This window comes from Streptomyces sp. NPDC007929 (assembly GCF_042959065.1).
Taxonomy (GTDB): domain Bacteria; phylum Actinomycetota; class Actinomycetes; order Streptomycetales; family Streptomycetaceae; genus Streptomyces.
In genome coordinates, this window is record NZ_JBIBKD010000015.1 from 29699 (window position 1) to 55940 (window position 26242).

General features: G+C 72.3%; 22 protein-coding genes and 1 pseudogene. 14 read left to right on the plus strand and 9 right to left on the minus strand.

Annotated features, from left to right (window positions below; genetic code table 11):
- Positions 1-150: 150 nt before the first annotated feature.
- Both ACFZDE_RS35475 and ACFZDE_RS35480 read left to right on the plus strand, forming a co-directional pair.
- A complete protein-coding gene (locus tag ACFZDE_RS35475; protein ID WP_391208766.1) occupies positions 151-1020 on the plus strand; it encodes an NUDIX hydrolase in 870 nt (289 codons plus the stop codon).
- On the plus strand, positions 1017-1847 hold the full coding sequence (locus ACFZDE_RS35480) for an MBL fold metallo-hydrolase (protein ID WP_391208774.1): 831 nt from the start codon (positions 1017-1019) through the stop codon (positions 1845-1847). The genes ACFZDE_RS35475 and ACFZDE_RS35480 overlap by 4 nt, the downstream gene beginning before the upstream one ends.
- A 90-nt stretch (positions 1848-1937) precedes the next feature.
- Here the strand turns inward: ACFZDE_RS35480 and ACFZDE_RS35485 are convergent, their stop codons facing one another.
- Positions 1938-2612, minus strand: coding sequence for a Crp/Fnr family transcriptional regulator (locus tag ACFZDE_RS35485; RefSeq protein ID WP_010031945.1), 675 nt, complete (start codon positions 2610-2612; stop codon positions 1938-1940).
- Positions 2613-2947: 335 nt separating this feature from the next.
- Here ACFZDE_RS35485 and nth point away from each other — a divergent pair, with 335 nt between their 5' ends.
- The 3 genes from nth to ACFZDE_RS35500 all read left to right on the plus strand — a co-directional run bounded on the left by nth (position 2948) and on the right by ACFZDE_RS35500 (position 6159).
- A complete protein-coding gene (gene nth / locus ACFZDE_RS35490) occupies positions 2948-4084 on the plus strand; it encodes an endonuclease III (RefSeq protein ID WP_391208793.1) in 1137 nt (378 codons plus the stop codon).
- Between the two features lie 166 nt (positions 4085-4250).
- A complete protein-coding gene (locus ACFZDE_RS35495) occupies positions 4251-4946 on the plus strand; it encodes an NUDIX domain-containing protein (protein ID WP_391003583.1) in 696 nt (231 codons plus the stop codon).
- Positions 4947-4959: 13 nt separating this feature from the next.
- A complete protein-coding gene (locus tag ACFZDE_RS35500) occupies positions 4960-6159 on the plus strand; it encodes a MarP family serine protease (protein WP_391208820.1) in 1200 nt (399 codons plus the stop codon).
- A 76-nt stretch (positions 6160-6235) separates the two neighbouring features.
- Here ACFZDE_RS35500 and ACFZDE_RS35505 read toward each other — a convergent pair whose 3' ends face one another.
- From ACFZDE_RS35505 to ACFZDE_RS35530, 6 genes are all read right to left on the minus strand, one after another.
- Entirely contained in the window at positions 6236-6418 is a 183-nt protein-coding gene (locus ACFZDE_RS35505) for a hypothetical protein (RefSeq protein ID WP_391208836.1), read from the minus strand.
- Between the two features lie 128 nt (positions 6419-6546).
- The gene (locus tag ACFZDE_RS35510) at positions 6547-7500 is read right to left on the minus strand and encodes an alpha/beta fold hydrolase (protein ID WP_391003588.1); all 954 of its coding nucleotides are present in this window, start codon (positions 7498-7500) and stop codon (positions 6547-6549) included.
- Positions 7497-7985 carry a phage holin family protein gene (locus ACFZDE_RS35515; protein ID WP_391003590.1) on the minus strand — a complete coding sequence of 163 codons (489 nt, stop codon included), beginning with the start codon at positions 7983-7985 and terminating at the stop codon, positions 7497-7499. Before ACFZDE_RS35515 ends, ACFZDE_RS35510 begins: the two co-directional genes overlap by 4 nt.
- Positions 7986-8025: 40 nt before the next feature.
- On the minus strand, positions 8026-9468 hold the full coding sequence (gene nhaA, locus ACFZDE_RS35520; protein ID WP_391208856.1) for a Na+/H+ antiporter NhaA: 1443 nt from the start codon (positions 9466-9468) through the stop codon (positions 8026-8028).
- Between the two features lie 200 nt (positions 9469-9668).
- A complete protein-coding gene (gene acs, locus ACFZDE_RS35525) occupies positions 9669-11624 on the minus strand; it encodes an acetate--CoA ligase (protein WP_391208868.1) in 1956 nt (651 codons plus the stop codon).
- A 253-nt stretch (positions 11625-11877) separates the two neighbouring features.
- Positions 11878-14250, minus strand: coding sequence for a SulP family inorganic anion transporter (locus tag ACFZDE_RS35530; protein ID WP_391208877.1), 2373 nt, complete (start codon positions 14248-14250; stop codon positions 11878-11880).
- A gap of 290 nt (positions 14251-14540) precedes the next feature.
- Here ACFZDE_RS35530 and ACFZDE_RS35535 point away from each other — a divergent pair, with 290 nt between their 5' ends.
- Positions 14541-15806, plus strand: a complete 1266-nt coding sequence (locus ACFZDE_RS35535; protein ID WP_391003598.1) for a hypothetical protein — start codon at positions 14541-14543, stop codon at positions 15804-15806.
- 118 nt (positions 15807-15924) lie between these two features.
- Positions 15925-16749, plus strand: coding sequence for an oxidoreductase (locus ACFZDE_RS35540; protein ID WP_391208889.1), 825 nt, complete (start codon positions 15925-15927; stop codon positions 16747-16749).
- 382 nt (positions 16750-17131) lie between these two features.
- Here the strand turns inward: ACFZDE_RS35540 and ACFZDE_RS35545 are convergent, their stop codons facing one another.
- Positions 17132-17965, minus strand: coding sequence for an HAD-IB family hydrolase (locus ACFZDE_RS35545; protein ID WP_391208894.1), 834 nt, complete (start codon positions 17963-17965; stop codon positions 17132-17134).
- Between the two features lie 573 nt (positions 17966-18538).
- Here ACFZDE_RS35545 and ssd point away from each other — a divergent pair.
- From ssd to ACFZDE_RS35580, 7 genes and pseudogenes are all read left to right on the plus strand, one after another.
- On the plus strand, positions 18539-19648 hold the full coding sequence (ssd, locus tag ACFZDE_RS35550) for a septum site-determining protein Ssd (RefSeq protein WP_391208906.1): 1110 nt from the start codon (positions 18539-18541) through the stop codon (positions 19646-19648).
- Positions 19645-20910, plus strand: coding sequence for a TadA family conjugal transfer-associated ATPase (locus ACFZDE_RS35555; protein ID WP_391208919.1), 1266 nt, complete (start codon positions 19645-19647; stop codon positions 20908-20910). The genes ssd and ACFZDE_RS35555 overlap by 4 nt, the downstream gene beginning before the upstream one ends.
- Positions 20911-20948: 38 nt before the next feature.
- On the plus strand, positions 20949-21821 hold the full coding sequence (locus ACFZDE_RS35560) for a type II secretion system F family protein (protein ID WP_391208929.1): 873 nt from the start codon (positions 20949-20951) through the stop codon (positions 21819-21821).
- The gene (locus ACFZDE_RS35565; protein ID WP_391208948.1) at positions 21818-22609 is read left to right on the plus strand and encodes a type II secretion system F family protein; all 792 of its coding nucleotides are present in this window, start codon (positions 21818-21820) and stop codon (positions 22607-22609) included. The genes ACFZDE_RS35560 and ACFZDE_RS35565 overlap by 4 nt, the downstream gene beginning before the upstream one ends.
- Positions 22610-22685: 76 nt before the next feature.
- Positions 22686-22895, plus strand: a complete 210-nt coding sequence (locus ACFZDE_RS35570; protein WP_078899406.1) for a DUF4244 domain-containing protein — start codon at positions 22686-22688, stop codon at positions 22893-22895.
- Positions 22882-23241 (plus strand): TadE family type IV pilus minor pilin, encoded by a 360-nt coding sequence (locus ACFZDE_RS35575; RefSeq protein ID WP_031103557.1) that lies wholly within the window; start codon positions 22882-22884, stop codon positions 23239-23241. The genes ACFZDE_RS35570 and ACFZDE_RS35575 overlap by 14 nt, the downstream gene beginning before the upstream one ends.
- Positions 23242-23336: 95 nt before the next feature.
- Positions 23337-23534: pseudogene (locus ACFZDE_RS35580) on the plus strand (Rv3654c family TadE-like protein); the annotation flags it as partial.
- Between the two features lie 40 nt (positions 23535-23574).
- On the opposite strand, the gene ACFZDE_RS35585 reads toward ACFZDE_RS35580, so the two are convergent.
- Positions 23575-26175, minus strand: a complete 2601-nt coding sequence (locus ACFZDE_RS35585) for a DEAD/DEAH box helicase (protein WP_391208969.1) — start codon at positions 26173-26175, stop codon at positions 23575-23577.
- Positions 26176-26242 lie beyond the last annotated feature (67 nt).

The following is a 26242-nucleotide window of genomic DNA, read 5'->3' on the forward strand; positions in this document are numbered from 1 at the left end:
CCCGGCCGAGCACCGGCCCCCCGGCCACGCACCGGGTAGCTCAGCCGCCCCTCGTCGGGGGCCCCGCCCGCCCCATTCGATGGCCCCAGCTGCGGATTCCGCGCCCGGGGCCACTCGAACATCCGCCCGTCACGGGATAGCCTCGCGCCCATGGCGAACGGTCAGTGGTACCCCCCGGAGTGGCCGGACCGCATCCGCGCACTCGCGGCCGGCACCCTCACCCCGGTGACCCCGAAGCGCGCGGCCACCGTCATGCTCCTGAAGGACACGGGCAGCGGCCCTGCCGTCCACATGCTGCGCAGACGCGCCTCCATGGCCTTCGCCGGAGGCGCGTACGCGTATCCGGGCGGCGGTGTCGACCCGCGCGACGACGATCACCACGTCCGCTGGGCGGGCCCCACGCGCGCGTGGTGGGCCGATCGGCTCGGCGTCGACGAGACGGCGGCCCAGGCGATCGTCTGCGCGGCCGTACGCGAGACGTACGAGGAGGCGGGCGTGCTGCTCGCCGGGCCGGCGGCCGACTCGGTCGTCGGCGACACCACGGGAGCCGACTGGGAGGCCGACCGGGCTGCCCTGGTCGCCCGGGACCTGTCCTTCGCGGAGTTCCTGGACCGCCGCGGCCTGGTCCTGCGCTCCGATCTGCTGGGCGCATGGGCTCGCTGGATCACCCCGGAGTTCGAGGCCCGGCGCTACGACACCTGGTTCTTCGTGGCCGCCCTGCCCGAGGGCCAGCGCACCCGCAACGCCTCCACGGAGGCCGACCGCACGGTGTGGATCGCCCCGCGTGAGGCGGCGGCCGGGTACGACAAGGGCGAGCTGCTGATGATGCCGCCGACGATCGCGACCCTGCGCGGGCTGGCGGCGTACGAGACGGCCGCCGAGGCGCTCGAGGCCGCCCCGGGGTGCGACCTGACGCCCGTACTGGCCACCGCCCGCCTGGTCGACGGCGAGCTCGTGCTCTCCTGGCCGGGCCACGACGAGTTCACCAAGCACATCCCGACCGGTGGAGCCCCCGCATGACGGACGCAAGCGCCCTTCCCGGCCAGCCCCGCGGCGGGGTCCTCTCGGGGCCCGCCACCGCGCGGGCCGTCAACGTCCTGGCCCCCAACGCCTCGGCGATGACCCTGGACGGCACGAACACCTGGATCGTCTCCGAGCCCGACTCGGACCTGGCCGTGGTGATCGACCCGGGGCCGCTGGACGACGACCACCTGCGCCGGGTCCTCGCCACGGCCGAAGAGGCCGGCAAGCGCGTCGCCCTCACCCTGCTGACCCACGGTCACCCCGACCACGCGGAGGGCGCCGCCCGTTTCGCCGAGCTGACCGGTACCCGCGTGCGTGCCCTCGACCCGGCACTGCGGCTGGGCGACGAGGGCCTGGCCGCCGGTGACGTGATCACGACCGGCGGGCTGGAACTGCGCGTCGTGCCGACCCCCGGGCACACCGCCGATTCCCTCTGCTTCCACCTCCCGGCCGACCAGGCGGTCCTGACCGGCGACACGATCCTCGGCCGCGGCACGACGGTCGTGGCCCACCCCGACGGCCGTCTCGGCGACTACCTGGACTCCCTGCGCCGCCTGCGCTCCCTCACGGTCGACGACGGCGTCCACACCGTCCTGCCGGGCCACGGCCCGGTGCTCGACGACGCCCAGGGCGCCGTCGAGTACTACCTCGCCCACCGCGCCACCCGCCTCGCCCAGGTCGAGACCGCCGTCGAGGACGGCTACCGCACCCCACCCCTGGTCGTCGCCCACGTCTACGCCGACGTGGACCGCTCCCTGTGGCCGGCGGCGGAACTGTCGGTACGGGCCCAACTGGACTACCTGGAGGAGCACGGGCTCATCTGACCGTGCCCGGATACGACGCCGGATACGACGTCGGGCCCCGTCTCGTGAGGAGACGGGGCCCGATGACGTACGGCGGCGGGGGCGTGCGCGTCAGCGCGAGCGCTTCGCGAGGCGCTCCACGTCCAGGAGGATCACCGCGCGGGCCTCCAGGCGCAGCCAGCCGCGCTGGGCGAAGTCCGCCAGGGCCTTGTTGACCGTCTCGCGGGACGCGCCGACGAGTTGGGCCAGCTCCTCCTGCGTGAGGTCGTGCACGACGTGGATGCCCTCCTCGGACTGCACGCCGAACCGGCGCGACAGGTCGAGCAGCGCGCGGGCGACGCGGCCCGGGACGTCCGAGAAGACGAGGTCGGACATCGCGTCGTTGGTCTTGCGCAGCCGACGAGCGACGGCACGCAGGAGGGCCGTGGCCACCTCCGGACGGGCGTTCAGCCAGGGCTGGAGGTCGCCGTGGCCGAGGCCGAGCAGCTTGACCTCGGTCAGTGCCGTGGCGGTCGCGGTGCGCGGGCCCGGGTCGAACAGCGAGAGCTCACCGATGAGCTCACCGGGGCCGACCACGGCAAGCATGTTCTCGCGGCCGTCGGGGGACGTGCGGTGGAGCTTCACCTTGCCCTCGGTGACCACGTACAGGCGGTCACCGGGGTCGCCCTCATGGAACAGCGAGTCACCGCGGGCGAGGGTCACCTCACTCATGGAGGCGCGGAGCTCCGCGGCCTGCTCGTCATCGAGCGCCGCGAAGAGCGGATTGCGCCGCAGAACGTCGTCCACGAGTTCTCTCCTATTCGACCTGCTCAGGGGATCTTGCTCCCCCGTGTACCGAGGGACCGTGGTGCCCATTTTGTCGGGCGGTCCAAACAGTGTGATCTGTCACAAGGATGCCGCACACGTGTCCCGGGGTACGCGGCAGGGGTCCAATTGGGCGCCGATCTTCAGGGGCCGGGGCGGATGTCGGTGCCGGGCCTTAGGCTGGCCGGGTGTCCAAATCGCCGGTGAGAGCACAGGCCGAGGGGGCTGCGCGGGTGGTTGTACGTCGCAATTCCGCTGTGGGCGAACAGAGCCCCGATGGCGGTAGGAAAACGGCGAAAGAGAACAAGACGGAACCGGTGAGGAAGGCGGCTTCCGCGGAGAAGGCCGCGCCCGCGAAGAAGGCGGCTTCCGGGGAGAAGCCCGCGCCCGCGGAGAAGGCCACGTCGGCGAAGAAGGCCGCTTCCAAGCCCAAGAAGGCCGCTTCCAAGACCTCTGTCACCGAGAAGGCCTCGAAGGGTGCCGCCGCGAAGAAGACGCCAGCCGAGAAGAAGGCACCCACCACGAAGAAGGCACCCGCCGCGAAGAAGACGCCAGCCGTGAAGAAGACGCCAGCCGTGAAGAAGGCCCCCGCCGCCAAAAAGGTCGCGGTCGCGCCCAAGAAGGCCACCGCCCGTCTCAAGGGCACCGCCCCCGCCAAGGCCGTCGTCCACCCGCCCGGCGACGAGTCGCCCACCGCCCTGGTCCGCCGGGCCCGCCGGATCAACCGCGAGCTCGCCGAGGTCTTTCCGTACGCCCACCCCGAGCTGGACTTCGAGAACCCCTTCCAACTGGTCGTCGCCACAGTCCTGTCCGCCCAGACGACCGACCTGCGCGTCAACCAGACGACACCCGCCCTCTTCGCCAAGTACCCGACCCCGGAGGACCTGGCCGCCGCCAACCCCGAGGAGGTCGAGGAGATCCTGCGCCCGACCGGGTTCTTCCGGGCCAAGACGAAGTCGGTCATAGGGCTGTCGAAGGCCCTGGCCGAGGACTTCGGGGGCGAGGTGCCCGGCCGGCTTGAGGACCTGGTCAAGCTGCCCGGCGTCGGCCGCAAGACCGCGTTCGTGGTGCTCGGCAACGCCTTCGGCCGCCCCGGCATCACCGTCGACACGCACTTCCAGCGCCTGGTGCGCCGCTGGCGGTGGACCGGCGAGACCGACCCGGACAAGATCGAGGCCGCCATCGGCGCGCTCTTCCCGAAGAGCGACTGGACGGATCTGTCGCACCACGTCATCTGGCACGGCCGCCGTATCTGCCACGCCCGCAAGCCCGCGTGCGGCGCCTGCCCGATCGCCCCGCTCTGCCCGGCCTACGGCGAGGGCGAGACCGACCCGGACAAGGCGAAGAAGCTCCTCAAGTACGAGAAGGGCGGCTTCCCCGGGCAGCGTCTGAAGCCCCCGCAGGCCTACCTGGACGCGGGCGGCAAACCGGCGCCGCCGCTGGGGGCCGGATGAGCTGCCCGAGGCGCCCGCACCAGCCGAGGAACGAAACGCGCCCCCGAGGCAACCCCGCGCCCCACCCGAACAACCCCCCGCACCGCCCGTTCAGGGGATCCCCGGCGTTCGCGGAACGATCTCGGCCCCGTCGGGCGTTGGATGCGGCAGGACGACGGGGGTGGGCATGAGGCGTGCGAGTGACACACAGGGCGGCTCGGTGGCGCTGAGCAAGGACGGGCTGCCCGGCTGGCTGGACCCGGTGGTGCACGCCGTGGAGACGGTCCGGCCGACGCAGCTGAGCCGGTTCCTGCCACCGGAGGACGGCGCGGGGCGGCAGTCCGCCGTGCTCGTCCTGTTCGGAGAAGGAGCGCACGGCCCGGAGCTGCTGCTCATGGAGCGCGCGAGCTCCCTGCGCTCGCACGCCGGCCAGCCCTCCTTCCCGGGCGGCGCCCTCGACCCGGAGGACGGCGACCCGTACGGCGACGGCCCACTGCGGGCCGCCCTGCGCGAGGCGGAGGAGGAGACCGGCCTCGACCCCTCCGGCGTCCAGCTCTTCGGGGTCCTGCCCCGGCTCTACATCCCGGTCAGCGGCTTCGTCGTCACCCCCGTGCTGGGCTGGTGGCGTGAGCCGAGCCCGGTGGGCGTGGTCGATCCGAACGAGACCGCCCGGGTCTTCACCGTCCCCGTGGTGGATCTCACGGATCCCGCCAACCGTGCGACCACCGTCCACCCCAGCGGCCACCGAGGTCCGGCATTTCTGGTCGAATCCGCCCTTGTCTGGGGTTTCACGGCCGGAATCATCGACCGGCTGCTGCACTTCGCGGGCTGGGAGCGGCCCTGGGACCGGGAGAAGCAGGTCCCGCTCGACTGGCGCGCATGACAGGGTGGCCTTCGTGAACGTGCTGGACATCTTGTTGCTGGTCGCCGCCGTGTGGTTCGCGGTCGTGGGATACCGCCAGGGGTTCGTCGTCGGCATCCTGTCGGTGATCGGCTTCCTGGGCGGTGGCCTCGTCGCGGTCTACGTGCTGCCCGTCATCTGGGACGCGCTGACGGACAACGCGGAGGTGAACACGACCGCCGCCGTCATCGCGGTCGTCGTCGTCATCGTCTGCGCCTCCGTCGGCCAGGCCCTCACCACCCACCTCGGCAACAAGCTGCGCAGGCACATCACCTGGTCCCCGGCCCGGGCCCTCGACGCCACCGGCGGCGCCCTGGTCAACGTCCTGGCGATGCTCCTGGTCGCCTGGCTGATCGGCTCGGCCCTCGCGGGCACCACACTGCCGACGCTCGGCAAGGAAGTCCGCAACTCCAAGGTGCTGCTGGGCGTCTCGCAGGCGCTGCCGGACCAGGCGGCCACCTGGTTCGCGGACTTCTCCTCCGTCCTCGCGCAGAACGGCTTCCCGCAGGTCTTCAGCCCCTTCTCGAACGAGCCGATCACCGACGTCCAGCCGCCCGACCCGGCGCTGGCGAACAGCCCCGTGGCGAGCCGCGCCCAGCGCTCCATCGTCAAGGTCATGGGCACGGCACCGAGCTGCGGCAAGGTCCTTGAGGGCACCGGCTTCGTCTTCTCCGGCCGCCGCGTGATGACCAACGCGCACGTGGTGGGCGGAGTCGACGAGCCGACCGTGCAGATAGGCGGCGAGGGCAGGAAGTACGACGCCAGGGTCGTGCTCTACGACTGGCGGCGCGACATCGCCGTCCTCGACGTGCCCGATCTCAAGGCGCCCGTCCTGCGGTTCACCGAGAAGGACGCAAGCAGCGGCGACGGCGCGATCGTCGCGGGCTTCCCGGAGAACGGGGCGTACGACGTGCGCGCCGCCCGTGTGCGCGGCCGCATCACCGCCAACGGCCCGGACATCTACCACCGCGGCACGGTCCGCCGCGACGTCTACTCCCTCTTCGCGACCGTCCGCCAGGGCAACTCCGGCGGCCCGCTGCTCACCCCCGACGGCAAGGTCTACGGCGTCGTCTTCGCCAAGTCGCTCGACGACGCCGAGACGGGATACGCGCTGACCGTGGACGAGATCCGGGAGGACATCACCAAGGGCCGGTCCGCCACCAGGCAGGTGAGCAGCGACAGCTGCGCCCTGTAGGTTCCGCGGCTTACGGGCAGGCCTGGAGGCGGCCTGGAAGCGGCAGGTGGTGGGGTGTCACTCGGGGGAGTGATGCTCAGTCGCGCGTGTGACGCAGACGTACGGAGACCCAGCGGGCCCGGCGGCGGAGGATACGCGGAATCCCGCCCCGGGGGTCCGCGGTCGCCATCTGCGGTGCGCCGCTTCGTCGGTGGGGGTTCGCACCGCCCGCCGAGCGGCGATTGCGGGTTGCGTCACTGTAGTCGTGCGTCCAGCCCATACCCCGACGTGTGCCCCCGCCCCATGGTCGATAACCGCGCCCGGGGCGTCCAATTGGCCTATGCGCCGGGCAATTGGCCGTTCGTCAGACAAGCGTTCACGTGCCGGTGACCGGATGGGAACGGCCGGTCACCGGTCGGGTTCGGGATCCCGCAGCCAGTTGATGAGTTCCGAGGAGAACGCGACGGGGTCCTCCTCGTGCGGGAAGTGGCCGAGTCCGTCGAACAGGCGCCAGCGGTAGGGGGCTTCGACGTACTCGCCGGACCCGGCCGCGCTGCGTGTGCGCATCACGGGGTCGAGCGAGCCGTGCAGATGCAGGGTCGGCACGCGCACGGGCCGCTTCATCCGCCGGTTGAACTGGATGCCGTCCGGGCGGGCCAGGGAGCGCACCATCCACCGGTACGGCTCGACCGCGCAGTGCGCGGCGGAGGGGATGCACATGGCGCGGCGGTACGTCCGCAGCGCCTCGTCCTCGGGCGGGCGCGGCCCGGACCAGTCCTGGATCAGCTCCGCGACGAGCGCCCCGTCGTCGGCGGTGAGCTGCCGTTCCGGGATCCAGGGCCGCTGGAACCCCCAGATGTGTGAACCGGCGCGGCTCTGCTTGACGTCCCTCAGCATGGCCGAGCGCCAGCGCCGCGGGTGCGGCATGGACGACACCGCCAGCCGCCGCACCAGCTTGGGGCGCATCGCGGCGGCCGTCCAGGCGAGGTATCCGCCGAGGTCGTGGCCGACCAGCGCGGCGTCGGGCTCGCCGAGGGAGCGGATGACGCCGGTGACGTCGAGCGCGAGGTTGGCGGGGTCGTAGCCGCGCGGTGTGCGGTCGCTGCCGCCGACGCCCCGCAGGTCCATGGCGACGGCCCGGAACCCGGCGTCGGCGAGCGCCACCAGCTGGTGCCGCCAGGTCCACCAGAACTGCGGGAAGCCGTGCAGCAGCAGGACCAGCGGCCCGTCCCCCAGCTCGGCGATGTGGAAGCGGGCACCGTTGGCGGCGACGTCCCGGTGGCTCCAGGGGCCGTCTAGCAGGACGGCCGGAGCCGGGGGTGTCGCGGGTGGTTGATCCGGAGGGAGGGAGGAGCCCGTCATGAGGACGAGCGTGCCACAGCCTCGATGGCCTCGGGGACCCGGTCCTGCGCCAGCTCCGGCCGCGGGTGCGGCTTGGCCTTCTGCAGCACGACCGCGGTCTCCTTCATCGACGCGGCGACCTTCTGCGGGCCCTTGCTCTTCTTGGCCTTCTTCGCGAAGACCACGCCGACCAGTGCGAGGACACCCGCGACCAGCACGTTCGCCGCGAACGACAGCAGGAAGCAGACCGCGAGGTTCCAGTCGCTCCAGGTGCGGATGCCGTACGCCAGCGCGAAGTTCAGCATCGGCAGGGAGAAGATCAGCACCGCGCCGGCCGCCGAGAAGGCGCCGCCGCTGGTCGCGCCGCGCTTCACGTCCTGCTTGAGCTGCGCCTTCGCCAGCGCGATCTCGTCGTGCACCAGCGCCGACATTTCCGTCGTCGCCGAGGCGAACAGCTGGCCGATGCTGCGTTCGGCGCCGACCGGGCTGCCGTCGGGTGCGCTCATCGCGGTCTCTCCCTCTAGTCTTTTGTACCGTCTCGTCAGATCATGCCGGACCGTCGTGGTCCTCGCCTGCCCCGCCCGGTACTTCGGCAAGCTCGTGGCGCGCCGCTGCCTTCTCCTGGGCGATCCGGCGGTGTTCCGCGGCTTTGGCCTCGTAGCGGACGGCCAGCCGCAGGTGGTAGGCCGGGTCGTCCTCCTCGTAGACGTCCGGGATGCCGTCGGCGTCCTCGTCGCGCTCCTCTTCCTCCCACAGGCGGCGGTACTTGGCGTTGCGGATCTTCAGCAGAACGGTCGCGAGTGTCGCGGCGATGAGCGAGCCCAGCAGGACGGCCGCCTTGACCTGGTCGGTCATCGCCTGGTCGCCGGCGAAGGCGAGTTCGTCGATGAGCAGCGACACGGTGAAGCCGATGCCGGCGAGAGTCGCCACCGCGAACACATCCGCCCAGGCGAGGTCGTCGCTGAGCGAGGCGCGGGTGAAACGGGCCGTCAGCCAGGTGCCGCCGAAGATGCCGAGCACCTTGCCGACGACGAGCCCGAGGACGACGCCGAGCGTCTCGGGTGTGGTGAACACCTCGGCCAGCGCCCCGCCGGACACCGCGACGCCCGCGCTGAACAGCGCGAACAGCGGGACGGCGAGCCCGGCCGACAGGGGCCGCACCAGGTGCTCGACGTGCTCGCCGGGGGAGTGGTCCTCGCCCTCGCGGCGGTGGCAGCGCAGCATCAGGCCCATGGCGACACCGGCGATGGTGGCGTGGATGCCGCTGTTGTACATCAGCGCCCAGACGACGAGGGCGAGCGGCACGTACACGTACCAGCCGCGTACACCGCCCCGCAGCAGCAGCCAGAACAGCAGCAGACCGGCGACGGCGCCGCCGAGCGCGGCGAAGTTCAGGTCGGAGGTGAAGAACACCGCGATGATCAGGATCGCGAAGAGGTCGTCGACGACGGCGAGGGTGAGCAGGAAGGCACGCAGTGCGCTCGGCAGGGAGGTGCCGATGACGGCGAGCACCGCGAGCGCGAAGGCGATGTCGGTGGCGGTCGGTACCGCCCAGCCGTCCAGGGAGCCCCCGCCGGCCATGGCGGTGACGGCGTAGACGAGTGCGGGTACGGCCATGCCGCACAGGGCGGCGACGACCGGGAGCGCGGCGGCTTTCGGGTCCCGCAGATCGCCCGCGACCAGCTCACGCTTGAGTTCGATCCCGGCGACGAAGAAGAAGATCGCCAGCAGCCCGTCGGCGGCCCAGTGCGCGATGGACAGGTCGAGGCCGAGGGAGGCGGGGCCGAGGTGGAAGTGGGAGACGCTCTCGTAGCTGTCGTGCAGCGCGGGGATGTTCGCCCAGAGCAGCGCGGCGACCGCGGCGGCCAGCAGCAGCACCCCGCCGACGGTCTCGGTGCGCAGCGCGTCCGCCACGTAGTTCCGCTCGGGCAACGACAGCCGGCCGAGGACCTTGCGGGGCGTGCTGGGGCGGGGCGTGGGCGCGGTCACGGGGAAAACCTCCGGGCAGTGGGCAGGACGGAACACATGCCGACCAGACTTCCCGGCGCACCATGGAGCACTTGTTTTGCTGAGTTTAGGTACACGTACGGCTGTGCGCATCCGGCGGCCCCCCCGCTGCGGGGGCGAGCCGACGGAGGGCACCTGGTGATCAGGTGCCCTCCGCCGGCTCCGTCATGCCGGTGCCGCGATCAGTCCTCGCTGGGCGCGGCGGGCAGCTTGGCCTGGATGAGGTCCATGACCGTGGAGTCGGTCAGCGTGGTGACGTCACCCAGCTGACGGTTCTCCGCCACGTCCCGCAGCAGCCGCCGCATGATCTTGCCGGAGCGGGTCTTGGGCAGCTCGGCCACCGGCAGGATCCGCTTGGGCTTGGCGATCGGGCCGAGGGTGGTGCCGACGTGGTCGCGCAGCTCGGCGGCCAGGTCCTCGGTCTCGGCGGCCGTGCCGCGCAGGATCACGAACGCGACGATCGCCTGCCCGGTCGTCTCGTCCGCCGCGCCCACCACGGCCGCCTCGGCGACCGAGGGGTGGGAGACGAGCGCGGACTCGACCTCGGTGGTGGAGATGTTGTGCCCGGAGACGAGCATCACGTCGTCGACCCGGCCGAGCAGCCAGATGTCGCCGTCGTCGTCCTTCTTCGCACCGTCCCCGGCGAAGTACTTGCCCTCGAAACGCGACCAGTAGGTGTCGATGAACCGCTGGTCGTCGCCCCAGATGGTGCGCAGCATCGACGGCCACGGCTCGGTCAGCACCAGGTAGCCGCCACCGCCGTCGGGCACCTCGTTGGCCTCGTCGTCGACGACCGTCGCGGAGATGCCGGGCAGCGGCGTCTGCGCCGAGCCGGGCTTGGTGGCGGTCACGCCCGGCAGCGGGGTGATCATCATCGAGCCGGTCTCGGTCTGCCACCAGGTGTCCACGACCGGGGTGCGGTCACCGCCGATGTTCTTGCGGTACCAGACCCACGCCTCGGGGTTGATCGGCTCGCCCACCGAGCCCAGCACCCGCAGGCTGGACAGGTCGAACTTGGCGGGGATGTCGTCGCCCCACTTCATGAACGTACGGATCGCGGTCGGCGCGGTGTAGAGGATCGTCACGCCGTACTTCTGCACGATCTCCCAGAAGCGGCCCTGGTGCGGGGTGTCGGGCGTGCCCTCGTACATGACCTGCGTCGCGCCGTTCGCCAGCGGCCCGTAGACGATGTACGAGTGGCCGGTGACCCAGCCGACGTCGGCGGTGCACCAGTAGACGTCGGTCTCCGGCTTGAGGTCGAAGACGGCGTGGTGGGTGTAGGCGGTCTGCGTGAGGTAGCCGCCGGAGGTGTGCAGGATGCCCTTCGGCTTACCCGTGGTGCCCGAGGTGTAGAGGATGAACAGCGGGTGCTCCGCCTCGAACGCCTGCGGCGTGTGCTCCGGGCTCTGCCGCCCGACGAGGTCGTGCCACCAGACGTCCCGGCCCTCGGTGAAGGCGACTTCCTGGCCCGTGCGGCGTACGACCAGGACGTGCTCGACGATGCCCGCCTTCTCGACGGCCTCGTCCACGGCCGGCTTGAGCGCGGACGGCTTGCCGCGCCGGTAGCCGCCGTCGGAGGTGATGATCACGCGCGCGTCGGCGTCCTGGATGCGGGTGGCGAGCGCGTCCGAGGAGAAGCCGCCGAAGACGACCGAGTGGGCGGCGCCGATCCGGGCGCAGGCCAGCATCGCGATCGCCGTCTCGGGGATCATCGGCATGTAGACGGCGACCCGGTCGCCGGCCTGGACACCCAGCTCCAGCAGGGCGTTGGCGGCCCTGGAGACCTCGTCCTTGAGCTCGGCGTAGGTGATCGCGCGGCTGTCGCCCGGCTCGCCCTCGAAGTGGATGGCGACCCGGTCGCCGAGCCCGGCCTCCACATGGCGGTCGACGCAGTTGTAGGCGACGTTGAGCTCGCCGTCCTTGAACCACTTGGCGAACGGCGGGTTCGACCAGTCGAGCGTCTCGGTGGGCTCCTTGGCCCAGGTCAGCCGACGGGCCTGCTCGGCCCAGAAGCCGAGCCTGTCAGCCTTGGCCTGTTCATACGCCTCCGCGGTGACGTTGGCGTTCGCGGCCAGGTCGGCGGGGGGCGCGAAGCGTCGCTCCTCCTTCAAGAGGTTGGCCAGGCTTTCATTGCTCACGGCATCTGCCTTTCCCAGGGTGTCCGTTGTGTCCCAGGCCACAGCTCATCAGACCCGGGGGTGCGATGACAAGGGCCGACCGCCGATTGGTTTAGACCTGTTGGGCGGTGCTGTCAGGGACCGGGGTCATCCGTACCCACGGACGCCGACCAGGGAAAGTTCACCGCATGTGCCGCCGGTCACCCTGCCCGCGATGACGGGCAGGGGGCGGTCCGGTGCGGGGCGGGGTGAGACGCACCGCACCGGGCGCCATTCACACCGACAGGCCCTGCTCCCGCACGCGGTCGAAGACGCCACCGGTCTCCGTCTCGGTGAGCAGGTACGACTCGGCCTCACCCACGTGGAAGTACATCCCGTGCAACTCCAGGTCCCGCTCGGCCATGGCCCGGGCCACCGAGCCGTGGGCGCGCAGGTGCTCCAACTGCTGGACCACGTTCGTCAGGCAGAGCTGCTCGACCGCGTCCTCGGGGGTCCGCCCGGCGAGCCTGCCCCAGGCCAGTCTGTCGTCGGCCATGCGCTCCAGACTGGGGAGCCCGTGCCGCAGCCACCGCTTCAGCGGGGTGCGGGCGTCGCCGGGCTCGGAGTCGAGCAGGGCCTGCATGGCGCCGCACCCCGAGTGCCCGCACACCGTGATGGAGCGCACCTGGAGCACGTCCACGGCGTACTCGATCGCCGCCGCCACCGAGTCGTCGCCGCTCTCCTCGCCCGGGCGCGGGACGAGGTTGCCCACGTTGCGCACGACGAACAGGTCGCCTGGACCACTGGAGGTGATCATCGAGGTGACCAGCCGGGAGTCGGCGCAGGTCAGGAAGAGCTGCGAAGGCTGCTGCCCCTCTCTCGCCAGCCGGGCCAGCTCGCTGCGCACCAGGGGTGCGGTGTTGCGCTGGAACGCGCTGATGCCCCGCGCCAGTTCGTGCCCGCTGGCTCCGCCGGTGCCCGCCGGGTCCGGCTCGGAGCGGTCCGATCCGTCCGGGTTCTTCTCGGCAGGGGGTGGTGTGGACTGAGGGCCGTCGCACTGGTGGTTGCGCCAGGGTGTCCAGGGGCGGCAGCGGCAGTCGCCGGAGGTGTGCGGCTCGGAGATGCGGGTGCCGGGATGCCGTCCGGTGATCTCCACGGTGCCGCCCTGCGCGGTGTGCGTCCTCTGCCAGTCCTGCAATGTCTCGTACGCGGCGTGGTCCATGAACGACCCGTCCAGCTCGACGACGGTGTCGGCGCCGTGGGGCACGAGATGCAGGGCCCGGCTGAGCCGTGGCACCGCGAGGAACGTCAACTGTCCTCTGACGTGTACGTGATGGACTCCTTCCTTCTCGTCGTGTGTGATGCGGGTGCGGGTGAGGCGGTGCAGGGCGACGCCGACGGCCATGGCGACACCGAGCGCCACGCCCTCCAGGACACCGAGGGAGACCACGCCGAGGGTGGTGACGGCGTAGACCCAGACTTCACGGTGGCGGGTCACCGTGCGGATGTGGTTCAGGGACACCATCTGGATGCCGACGGCCATCACCAGGGCGGCGAGCGAGGCGAGCGGGATGAACTCCAGGATCGGGACCATCAGCAGCGCGGCGATCACTACGAGAACGCCGTGCAGCATCGTGGAGTTCCGGCTGACCGCACCCGCGTGCACATTCGCCGAACTCCGCACGGCGACACCGGCGATGGGCAGTCCGCCGAGCGAGCCGGAGACGATGTTGGCGGCGCCCTGCCCGAGCAGCTCGCGGTCGAGGTTCGAGCGCCCGACCCGGGGCGACAGGCCCGGGCGGCCGGCCACCAGCTTGTCCACGGCGACCGCGCCGAGCAGCGACTGCACGCTGCACACCAGAGTGGTGGTGAGCACGGCGGCGGCCAGGCCGAGCACGGGGCCCTCGGGCAGCCCGGCCAGGGCGTGGTTGCTCCAGGACGGCAGGTCGACCTTGGGCAGGTGAAGCGCGGCGAGGGCGGCGGCCGCGGTGGCTCCGGCGACGGCGACGAGCGCGGCCGGGACCATGCGCAGCAGGCGTCCGGCCCGGCCGGGCAGTCTCGGCCAGAGCAGCAGCAGCGCCAGGGTCAGCACGCTCACCGACACGGCCGCGGGGCGCATGTGCGCCAACTGGGCGGGCAGCGCGCTGAGGTTGTCCGGCACGGAACTCTGCGGCGTGCCACCGAGCACGATGTGCAGCTGGGCCACGGCGATGGTGACGCCGATCCCGGCGAGCATGCCGTGCACGATGGCGGGGCTGACGGCGAGGGCGCCGCGGGCCACGCGCAGGCAGCCCAGGCCGAGTTGGGCCAGGCCGGCCAGGACGGTGATGGCGCAGGTCGTCCGCCAGCCGTAACGCTGGATGAGGTCGGCGGTGACGACGGTGAGACCGGCGGCCGGTCCGCTCACCTGGAGCGGGGAGCCGCCGAGCCGCCCGGCGACCAGCCCGCCCACGGCGGCGGCGACGAGGCCGGCCTGGAGGGGTGCGCCGGTGGCGAGGGCGATGCCCAGGGACAGGGGCAGGGCGATGAGGAAGACCGCGATCGAGGCCGACACATCGGCACCCGCGATCCTGAAACGGCGGGGTCCGCCCGGCGGCGGACTGTGGGGTGGATGGGTGCGCTCGGTGCGGTTCGGATCGGCGGCGCGTGTGGGGACGCAGGCTGACATGGTTTCCCGTCTCCTCCGGGGCTGCGCGGTCGCATATGAAGGGTCCCGCTCGGGGCGGGGTGTGGTCGCGGCGGTCACGGCGCAAATCGGCGGGATGAAATCAACGCTCGGTAAACGGATCGTAATGCAGAGTAAAGGACGGGCATAGACTTTACGGGCAAATGGGCGAATAGATCACTCTGAAGTGTGAAGTGGCCATTTGATCGGCTTGTCGTACTAATTCCTTCTCGAACTCGTGCGAACTTGGCGGCGCTGTCCGCACCCGATAGAAGGAAGAAGGTGGGCGGAACATGGCCGCCACCCACAGGATCGCCGCGAGTTCCGTGATCGCCGCGGTCTGCGCCGCATCGCTCGCCGGTTGCGCGACCGGCACCCCCCGGCAAGAGGCCCCCGACCCGCAGAAGCCGACCCCGGCGCAGGCGCCGAAGAGCGCCGTCCGGCTGATCGGAGACGGCTCCACCGCCTACACCGGCGCCCAGCCGCACCTGCCCAGACCGGAGCGCCTGCGCCCCGGTCAGAAGCCTCCGCAGTTCGTCGTCTTCTCCTGGGACGGCGCGGGCGAGGACAGCCAGAAGCTGTTCTCCCATTTCCGCAAGGTCGCCAAGCGGAACAACGCGACCATGACGTACTTCCTGAGCGGCGTGTACATGCTGCCGGACGAGAAGCGCGACCGGTACCGGCCGCCCCAGCACTCCCCGGGCCGCTCCGACATCGGCTTCAACGACCGCCGCGGCATCGCCGCCACCGCGAAGCAACTGCGCCTGGCGTGGCTCGAGGGCAACGAGATCGGCACCCACTTCAACGGCCACTTCTGCGGCAGCGGCGGAGGCGTCGGCGAGTGGTCCGTCCAGGACTGGAAGGACGAGATCTCCCAGGCCAAGCAGTTCGTGAAGACCTGGAAGACCAACACCGGCCTGACGGACGCGGCCCCGCTGCCCTTCGACTACGACAAGGAGCTCATCGGCGCTCGCACGCCCTGTCTGGAGGGCCAGCGCAACTTCATGAGGGCCGCCCGTGACATGGGTTTCCGCTATGACACCAGCGGGGTGAACGACCAGGTCTGGCCGAAGAAGAAGCAGGGCCTGTGGGACGTGTCCATGCAGCTCGTGCCGTTCCCCGGCCACTCCTTCGAGCAGCTCACCATGGACTACAACTTCATGGTCAACCAGTCGGGCACCAAGACGCAGGGCAACCCCGCCATGCACGAATTCTGGGGCGACCAGATGCGTGACGGCCTGCTGAAGGGCTTCTCACGGGCGTACGACGGCAACCGCGCGCCTCTGATCATCGGCAACCACTTCGAGTCCTGGAACGGCGGCACCTATATGCGGGCCGTCGAGGAGGTCATCGAGACGGTGTGCACCAAGGAAGAGGTGCGCTGCGTCTCCTTCCGGCAGCTCGTGGACTGGCTGGACGCCCAGGACCCGAAGACGCTGGAGAAGCTGCGCACGCTGCAGGTCGGCCAGGCGCCCAAGGGAGGCTGGGCGAAGTTCCTGTCGGACCCGCCCGCCCCGGCACCCAAGGGCGTGCCCGGTGCCCCGGCGGCCAAGGGGTAGTCCTTCGAGCGGACGTGGCCGGGCGCACGCGCGCGTGAAGAGGGCCACGTCCGCACGGGCGCGTGAAGAAGGCCACTTGGCCGCGGCGCGCGGTCCCGGGGTGCGTAGGGTCGTACTCATGAGTACAGCAGGCGCGAGCGCCGATCCCCTCGCGGCCCTGGGGGCGCTGCCCGGCGTGGCCGATTCCGTGGAGTCCGTCCGCAAGGCCGTCGACCGGGTCTACGGGCACCGGGTCATGCGGCGGCGCAGCAACGCGATCACCTCCGAGGCCGCTCTGCGCGGCGCCCGCGGCTCTGCCGCGCTGTCCGGCGCGGACTGGGCCCTGGAGGAGGTGCGCCGGCGCACGGACTTCAGCGGCGACGACGAGGCCCGCACCGTGGGGGCCGCATTGCGGCTCACCGCGGAGGCGGGCCAGTTGCTGTCGATCTGGCGGCAGTCACCCCTGCGGGTGCTGGCCCGGCTGCACCTGGTGGCGGCCGCGGACAAGGCCGACCAGGTGGGACGGCCCCGCAAGGAGGGCGAGCCCGTCGACGAGCCGCTCGTCGGACTGCCGCTGCCGAGCGCCACCGAGGCGCACGGCAGGCTGGACGGCCTGGCTGAGCTGCTCATCGCGGGCGGCTCCGCACCGGCGCTGGTGACGGCCGCCGTCGTGCACGGCGAACTCCTCGCGCTGCGTCCCTTCACGTCGCACAACGGCCTGGTCGCGCGCACGGCCGAGCGCATCGTCCTGGTCGGCAGCGGCCTGGACCCGAAGTCGGTCTGTGCGGCTGAGGTGGGCCACGCGGAACTGGGGCGCGAGGCCTACCTGGAGGCGCTCGGCGGGTACGTCTCCGGTACCCCGGAGGGCGTGGCCGCCTGGATCACCCACTGCGGCAGGGCCGTCGAGCTGGGTGCTCGCGAGTCGATGGCGGTGTGCGAGGCGTTGCAGCGCGGAGCGGCGTGACAGCGCCGACGGTCCGTCGCGCTACGGCGGTGTGACAGGGGGGCGGCAGAAAGCCAGCCGGAACGATGATGCGGCGGTACGAGTTCTCGTACCGCCGCTGGCATGAGCATCGGGTTACCAAGCGTCCTCGATGTGTGCCCATCAGGTCGGGAACTTTGCCCGTCACCTGGTGTGGCTGGCCCGTATTCGACGGGTCGACGTCGCGTGGGTGCCCGGTGTTCATGCTCGGTCCGTGGGGCCAAATGCGTTAAAAGGTGATCCTCTCGGATGTCCTTGGTCTCGCGGGCCGTTGAATCCTTTGTACTCCTGCCCTGCGGCAAGCGGAAGTCCAGGCTGCACTTCTTTACTTTCGGATTCTCGCAGGGCGGGGCATCGCCGCAGGTCAAGCGACCGTGGCCCGGCGTTTGTTCGCGTACCAGACGAGTCCCGCGGTGGCCGCCGCGGCGCCTATCGCCGCGGCCGCCATGAGCGCCGGGCGCGGCGGGACGGAGAACGCGGGAAGGCGCTGCTTCAGCCGGACCGGGCGGTGGAAGTCCAGGATCGGCCACCCGCGCGCGAGGGCCTCGCGGCGCAGCGCCCGGTCCGGGTTCACGGCGTGCGGATGGCCGACGGACTCCAGCATCGGCACGTCGGTCGCCGAGTCGCTGTAGGCGTAGCAGCGGCCGAGGTCGTACCCCTCGGACTCGGCCAGCTCCCTGATGGCCTCGGCCTTGGTCGGGCCGTACGCGTAGTACTCCACTTCGCCGGTGAAGCAGCCGTCGGCGCCCACGACCATGCGGGTGGCGACCACCCGGTCCGCGCCCAGCAGTTCGCCGATCGGCTCGACCACCTCGGCGCCCGACGTGGACACGATCACGACGTCACGGCCGGCGGTGTGGTGGTCCTCGATGAGGGAGGCGGCCTCGTCGTAGATGATCGGGTCGATCAGGTCGTGCAGCGTCTCGGCGACGATCTCCTTGACCTGCTGCACGTTCCAGCCCCGGCACAGGGCGGACAGATATGCGCGCATACGCTCCATCTGATCGTGGTCGGCGCCACCGGCCAGGAAGACGAACTGGGCATATGCGGTACGCAAGACGGCCCTGCGGTTGATCAGACCGCCTTGGTAGAACGACTTGCTGAACGTGAGCGTGCTCGACTTCGCAATGACCGTCTTGTCCAGGTCAAAGAAGGCGGCTGCGCGGGGCATCGAGTGGTTTTCCACGCACCAGAGCATAGGCGCAGCCCATTCGGCGTAAGGTGGGGCGCGTGGGTTTGCCTGAGAAGGCTCTCGGGTACACCATGGAAGTCACGGATCGTTCGCGACCGTGCTAACCCGGCCCGACTCCTCCCCCCCCGAGTCGGCCGTGGGGACGACCCCCGCTCTCCCCCCCGGCGGGGGTCGTCGCATGTCCGGGTGGGTTTTTCTCTCCTTCGCACGGCGTGAAAGCCGCTTCGCGGTTGTTGTGGCGAGGGATTTGTCATGCACCTGACTTGTTACGGTCGGTAGTCGCCGGGCTGCTCTGCGGGGGTCGCACAGAGAGCCTGAGCCGCTCACCGGTATGGGTGACGGCGATATTCACAACCCCTGACACGTCCACAGTTATCCAGCAAGATCCACACGATTTCCGGGATCGCTGCACCGTGATTCCAGCGCACCCCGCTCGCGGCGAGTTCATGGCCGGTTCGAGTACCCGGGTGCGTATGGCCGGTTTCTGTCGGCCGTTCACAGGGAGGCCGCTTGTCGGTTCTTCCCACGTTTGGGAATCGCGGGCCCACGGGGGGCGCGCGAGTCATGCAGCGAAGGGGGATGGAAAGCGTGGCCGGAACCGTCACACACGATCCGCCGCCCGCCGGAGGGCGGCAGGGCGGACCGCTGATCGTCACCGAGGACGGCGAACTCCTCGACGACCTGCTGCGCCTGTGCGCGGCGGCGGGCGCCACACCCGAGGTGCACCACGGAGTGCCCGAGCGCAGGGGCAGTTGGGAGGCCGCGCCCCTCGTCCTGGTCGGCGACGACGCCGCGCGGCGAGTGCGCGGGGCCGTCTGCAGAAAGGGAGTCGTGCTCGTCGGCCGGGACCAGGACGACTCCGGGGTGTGGCGGCGTGCCGTCGAGATCGGCGCCGAGCACGTCCTGATGCTGCCTGACGGCGAGCAGTGGCTGGTCGACCGGATCGCCGATGTGGCCGAGGGCGTCGGCCGGCCCGCCGTCACGGTGGGCGTCATCGGCGGCCGCGGCGGGGCCGGAGCGTCGACACTCGCGTGCGCCCTCGCCGTCACCTCCGCGCGAGAGGGGCTGCGCACGCTCCTCGTGGACGCCGATCCGCTGGGCGGGGGGCTCGACGTCCTCCTCGGGGGTGAGACGGCCGAGGGGTTGCGCTGGCCCGCGTTCGCCTCCTCACGCGGACGGGTCGGCGGCGGAGCCCTGGAGGAGTCGCTGCCCGAGCTGCACTCGCTGCGGGTGCTCAGCTGGGACCGCGGCGACCGGATCGCGGTCCCGCCGCAGGCGGTGCGCGCGGTGCTCGCGGCGGCCCGTCGCCGCGGCGGCACGGTCGTGGTCGACCTGCCGCGCCGCATCGACGACGGCGTCGCCGAGGTGCTCGGCCAGCTGGACATGGGCGTCCTCGTGGTGCCCGCCGAGCTGCGGGCCGTCGCGGCCGCGGGCCGGGTCGCCTCCGCGGTCGGCATGGTTCTGCGGGATCTGCGGGTGGCGGTCCGCGGTCCCTACCCACCCGGGCTGGACGACCGTGAGGTCGCGCGGCTGCTCGGACTGCCCCTGGTCGGCGAAGTACCCGACGAGCGGGGGCTGTCGCGCCCCGACGCGGGCGCGGCGCCACCGGGTGCCGCCCCGCGCGGGCCGCTCGCCCGGTTCTGCAAGGGGTTCTGGGAGCGGGCGCTCGTCGAGGCGGGTGCGGCATGAGCACCCTGGCCGGACTCGACGGCGCGGCGCTGCTCGACGGGGTGCGGCGATGGCTGGCGGAGAGCGGGGCCGAACCGACCCCCGCGCGTGTGGCGCAGGCCCTACGGGACCAAGGGAGGGTCCTCGGGGACGCCGAGGTCCTGGGTGCCGCCGCGCAGTTGCGGTCCGAGCTGGTCGGCAGCGGACCGCTGGAGCCGCTCCTCGCAGATCCGTCGGTGACGGACGTGCTGGTGTCGGCCCCGGACCGGGTCTGGGTGGACCGGGGCGGCGGACTGGAGCTGACGTCGGTGCGGTTCGCGGACGCGGCGGCCGTACGACGGCTCGCCCAGCGCCTCGCCGCGGTGGCCGGACGACGGCTGGACGACGCCCGCCCCTGGGCCGACGCCCGGCTGCCTGACGGAACCCGGCTGCACGCCGTGCTGCCACCGGTGGCGGTGGGCTGCGCCTGCCTGTCACTGCGGGTGGTACGGCCACGCGCCTTCACCCTCGCCGAGCTGGTCACGGCGGGCACGGTGCCGCCGGGCGGGGACCGCATGCTGCGCGCCCTGCTCGACGCTCGGCTGTCCTTCCTGGTCAGCGGCGGTACCGGTACTGGAAAGACCACGCTGCTGAGTGCCCTGCTCGGGCTGGTGGGGCCGGATGAACGGATCGTCCTCGCCGAGGACTCTGCGGAGCTGCGGCCCGACCATCCCCATGTGGTGCGGCTGGAGACCAGACCCGCCAACCAGGAGGGCGCGGGCCTGGTCACCCTCGAGGACCTGGTGCGCCAGGCGCTGCGGATGCGGCCCGACCGGCTGGTCGTGGGCGAGGTGCGCGGGCCCGAAGTGGTGCATCTGCTGGCCGCGTTGAACACCGGCCACGAGGGCGGCTGCGGGACGGTGCACGCCAACGCCGCCGCCGATGTGCCGGCCCGGCTGGAAGCCCTCGGCACGGCCGCGGGGCTCGACCGGGCCGCACTGCACAGCCAGTTGGCAGCCGCCCTCTCGGTGGTGCTGCACCTGGTGCGCGACCGGGCCGGGCGGCGGCGGATCGCGGAGGTGCACGTGCTGGAGCGGGACCCGTCGGGGCTCGTGCGCACGGTGCCGGCGCTGCGGTGGGGAGCGGAGGCGTTCGTACGAGAGCGGGGGTGGGAGCGGCTGCGGGGGCTGCTCCGGGGCGAGGCGAGCGGACCGGGTGCGGCTGTGGTGGAAGGGGCTCACGGCGGGGCCGGTTCAGGGCCGGGTTCCGGTCCGGGCGGGTGTGGCTGTGACGGGGGTGCTTGAGGTGTCGGTGGGTGCGGCTGTGGTGGAGGAGGCGGGTCATGGCGGGGGTGCCTGAGATGTCGGTGGGTGCGGCCGTGGCGTGTATGGGGGCGGCTGTCTGGCTGCTGGGGGAGCGCGAGGAGGCGGCGCGGCGGGCGCGGTTGCTGTTCGCGGACGGGGCAGCCGTCGGGAGCGGGCCGCCCGGGTGGCGGCGGATGACCGCTGGGCTGCGGCGGGTCCGGGGGCGACTGCGGACCGAGTGGTGGTCACCGGTGGCCGGGCTGGTCCTGGCGGTGCTCGGGACGTCGGTGCTGCCGGCCGTACTCGGGGCAGCCGGGGTGCCGCTGCTGCGGCGGGTCCGGCTGGCCGGCGAGGCGCGGCGGGACCGGGAGCGCCGGGCCGACGCGGTGATCGCGCTGTGCGGGGCGCTCGCCGGTGAGGTGCGGGCCGGGCGCCAGCCGGGCGAGGGGCTGCTGCGGGCCGCACGGGACTGCGGCGGGCTCGCGGAGGCGCAGGCGACGGTGCTCGCGGCTGCCCGGTTCGGCGGTGACGTGCCCCAGGCGCTGGCCATGGCGGCCCGGCAACCGGGCGCCGAGGGACTGCGGGGACTCGCGGCGTGCTGGCGGGTGGCCGTGGACCAGGGCGCCGGGCTCGCGGCCGGCCTCGACCGGCTCGCCGCCGCCCTGCGTGCGGAACGGGACCAACGGTCCGATCTTCGAGCCCAGTTGGCGGGCGCCCGGGCCACCGCGGTGATGCTCGCCGGACTGCCCGCCCTGGGGCTCCTCATCGGCACGGCCCTCGGTGCCGAACCCCTCCACGTCCTGCTGCACACCGGTGCGGGACTGGGCTGTCTGGCGACCGGCGGGGCGCTGGAGGGCCTGGGGCTGTGGTGGGTGCGGCGGATCGTACGCGGCGCGGAGACGACGGCATGAGCGGAGAAGTTGTCCACAGGCTGGGGGTGACCATGGGGATCGTGCTGGCCTGCGGATGGCTGGTGCGGTGGCTGCTGGAGGTGCGCAGCCGCAGGAGGATGCGCCGGCGGCTGACCGAGCTGTCGGGGGTACGGAAGGCGGCGGCCCCCGCCCTGAGCCCGGCCGTGCGGAGGCTCGCGCGAACATGGCTGGCCCCGCTGGGCGTGGTGTGCGCCGGATGGACTCTGGTCGGAGGCCTTGTCGGGGCCGCTGTCGGGCTGGCCGGTGCGGTGGCGGTGTGGCGGTGGCGGCTGAGGCAGGAGACGTCCGGCGCGGACCCGGGGGCACCCGACTTCGCCGAGGCAGCCCGGCAACTGCCCCTCGCCGCCGACCTGCTGGCGGCCTGCATCGCGGCGGGCGCGGGCCCGGTGATCGCGGCGCAAGCGGTGGGTGAGGCCCTGGGTGGCCCTGTCGGCGACGCCCTCGCCGGGGGTGCGGCGGAGGTGCGGCTGGGCGGCGAACCGGGCGTGGCCTGGCGGAGGTTGGGTGCCGTTCCGGGTGCCGGAGGCCTGGCCCGGCTGCTGGAGCGGGCCGATGTGTCCGGAATGCCCGCGGCGGTTCCGGTCGCACGGCTCGCCGCGGAGGCCCGGGCCGACTGGGGTCGCGCCGCGACGGCCAGGGCCCGGCGAGCGGGCGTGATGGTGAGCGCGCCGGTCGGACTGTGCTTCCTGCCCGCGTTCATCGCGGTCGGCGTGCTGCCCGTGGTCATCGGCCTCGCCGGCGGGGTGCTCGGAGGGGGTGGTGGGTGAGGCGGCGGCGGACCGGAAGCAGTGAGCGGCGACAACAGAAGCGTGGAATTTCGGACTCTTTCCTACGGGGGTTGAGATGTATCAGGCGGTGCGGGCACGGCTGCGTGCCCTGGTGTGCGGGATGCGGGCGGCGCGGAGGGACGCGGGGATGGTCACCTCCGAGTACGCGATGGGAATCGTCGCGGCGGTGGCGTTCGCGGTGGTGCTCTACAAGGTCGTCACGAGCGGCCCGGTCAGCGCGGAACTCCAGAACATCGTCAAGGAGGCCCTGAATGCGCGGATGTGAGCGGGGCGCGGACCGGGGGTTCGTCACGGCGGAGTCGGCCGTGGTGCTGCCCGTGCTGGTGATGTTCGCGATGGCGTTGGTGTGGGGACTGCTGGTCGTCGCCGCGCAGATCCAGTGCGTTGACGCGGCGCGGACGGGTGCGCGTGCGGCGGCCCGCCAGGATTCGCCGGGCGCGGTCGTGGAACTGACCCGGGAGGCGGCGCCGCCCGGCGCGAAGGTGACCGTCAGCCGGGGCGCGGAGCACGTCCGGGTGACCGTCGTGGCCGAGCCGCCGGTGCTGCGCGGCCTGTCCTTCGCCGTACGCGAGGAGGCCGTGGCGTCGGTGGAGGAGGCGGTGGGCACGTGAGCCGGGGCCGGGCAGGCGCCGGTGTCGGGGGCACCGGTTCGGACCAGGGGTCCGCCACCGTGTGGAGCGTGGGGGCGATCGCCGTGCTGTGTGTGGTGTTCGGGGTCGTCCTGGCGCTCGGGCAGGCCGTCGTCGTCCGGCACCGGGCGGCGGGTGGTGCGGATCTCGCGGCGCTGGCCGCGGCGGACCACTGGGCCGACGGCGGCACGGCGGCCTGCGCCCGGGCCGGCCGGGTGGCCCGGGCCCAGGGCGTGCGGCTCGTGCGGTGCGAGGTGGCCGGGGAGATCTCGGACGTGACGGCGGCGTCGGGACGGGGGCCGTTCACGGCGGAGGTCAGGGCGAGGGCGGGGCCTCCGACGGCTCAGCCGGAGCCCGCGTCGGCCGCCCGGGGGCCCGGTCCGCCGTCTCCTCCTCGTCGGGCGCGCCCTCCCCTGGATCACCCTCCGTCTCCCCCGGAGCATCCTCCCCCGGGTCCCCCTCCTTCTCCTCCGGAGCCCCCTCCAGCAGCACCGTGAGGAGCCGTACCGCCCCCCTCTTGTGCAGCGGGTCGTTGCCGTTGCCGCACTTGGGGGACTGAATGCAGGACGGGCAGCCGGCGTCGCACTCGCAGGAGGCGATGGCCTGGCGGGTGGCGGTCAGCCAGGTGCGGGCGGTGTGGAAGGCGCGCTCCGCGAAGCCTGCCCCACCCGGATGGCCGTCGTAGACGAAGACCGTGGGCAGGAGCGTGTCGGGGTGGAGCGGGATCGACACGCCGCCGATGTCCCAGCGGTCGCAGGTCGCGAAGAGGGGCAGCAGGCCGATCGACGCGTGTTCGGCGGCGTGCAGGGAGCCGCCGAGGATCTCCGGGTTGATCCGGGCCCGGTCCAGCTGGTCCTCGGTGACGGTCCACCACACGGCGCGGGTGCGCAGCGTACGGGGAGGGAGGTCGAGTCTGGTCTCGCCGAGTACCTCGCCGGTGATGAGCCGTCTGCGGAGGAAGGACACGACCTGGTTGGTGACCTCGACGGAGCCGTAGCAGAGGCGGCCGTCGCCCCACGGGATCTCGATGTCCGTCTCCAGGACGGAGATGGACGTGGTGTCGCGGGCGACCGTGGAGTACGGCGGGGCGGCCTCCTCGACGAGGGCGACGGAGTCCTCCAGGTCCAGCGATCGCACCAGGTAGGTGCGGCCCTGGTGGAGGTGGACCGCTCCCTCGTGCACCGTCGAGTGCGCGGCTCCGGCGTCGACCGTGCCGAGCAGCCGGCCCGTGCCGGTCTCGACGACCTGGACCGGGCGCCCGCCCTCGCCGCGGATGTCCGTCAGGTCGGCGGCCCGCTCGCGGCGGGTCCAGTGCCAGGCCCGGGTGCGGCGGCGCAGCAGCTTCGCGGCCTCCAGTTGGGGCAGGAGGCCCTCGCTGGCCGGGCCGAACAGGGCGAGGTCCTCGTCCGTCAGGGGCAGCTCGGCGGCGGCCGCGCACAGATGAGGGGCCAGCACGTAGGGGTTGTCGGGGTCGAGGACGGTCGATTCGACGGGCTGGTCGAACAGCGCCTCGGGGTGATGGACGAGGAAGGTGTCCAGCGGGTCGTCGCGGGCGACCAGGACGGCCAGCGCCCCCTGCCCGGACCGTCCGGCCCGGCCCGCCTGCTGCCACAGGGAGGCGCGGGTGCCCGGGTAGCCGGCGATGACGACCGCGTCGAGGCCGGAGATGTCGATGCCGAGTTCGAGGGCGTTCGTCGCGGCGAGGCCCAGCAGTTCACCCGAATGGAGGGCTTGTTCGAGAGCGCGGCGTTCTTCGGGGAGATAGCCGCCCCGGTACGCCGCGACACGCCGGGCCAGCGACCGGTCGACCTCGCCCAGCCGCTCCTGGGAGATGACCGAGATCAGCTCGGCGCCGCGCCGGGAGCGGACGAAGGCGACCGAGCGCACGCCCTGCACGGTCAGGTCGGTCAGCAGGTCAGCGGCCTCGGCGGTGGCGGTGCGGCGGACCGGGGCGCCCTTCTCGCCGTGCAGCTCGGTCAGCGGCGGCTCCCAGAGGGCGAACACCAGTTCACCGCGGGGGGAGGCGTCGTCGGCCACTTCCAGCACCGGCACGCCGGTGAGCCGACGGGCGGCCACGGAGGGCTCGGCGGCGGTCGCGGAGGCCAGCAGGAACACCGGCGACGCGCCGTAGCGGGCACACAGACGGCGCAGCCGGCGCAGCACCTGGGCGACGTGTGAGCCGAAGACGCCGCGGTAGGTGTGGCATTCGTCGATGACGACGTACTTCAGCGCCTTCAGGAAGGAGGACCAGCGGGGGTGGGACGGCAGGATGCCGCGGTGCAGCATGTCCGGGTTGGTCAGCACGTAGTTGGCGTACTGGCGGATCCACTCGCGTTCCTCGAACGGAGTATCGCCGTCGTACACGGCCGGCCGCACCGAATTGCCCAGCGGATGTGAAAGTTCGTTCACAGAGCGGCACTGGTCCGCCGCCAGAGCCTTGGTGGGGGCCAGGTAGAGGGTGGTCGCGCCGCGTCCGTTCGGGGCCTCCGATCCCTCCAGAAGGGTGGAGAACACCGGCACCAGGTAGGCCAGGGACTTGCCGGAGGCCGTGCCGGTGGCGACGACGACCGACTCGCCGTCCAGGGCGTGCTCGGCCGCGCGTGCCTGGTGGGCCCAGGGGTGTTCGATGCCCGCGGCTCGCACGGCCGAGACGACCTCCGCGCGGATCCGGTCCGGCCAGACGGCATGCCGACCCTCACGCGGGGGCAAGTGCTCCGTATGAGTAATGCGAGAAGCCCTGCTGGGACCGGACGCGAGCCGGTCCAGGACCGCGCCCGGCGCGGGCCTGGAGGCGGGGTCCGTCGGGGTTCGATCGGATCGGTGATTCTTGGCCATCGGCACCGAGTGTGTCACTGGCGTGACGGACAATGGAGCCAAGGCGTCGTGCACGCCTGCCGGTAAGTGATTGAATGCCATCGCGGCTGGCGAAGCGTCCAGGGGCTGAAGCCGAATGCCCCTAGGGCGACCGCTCGATAGCAAGGTG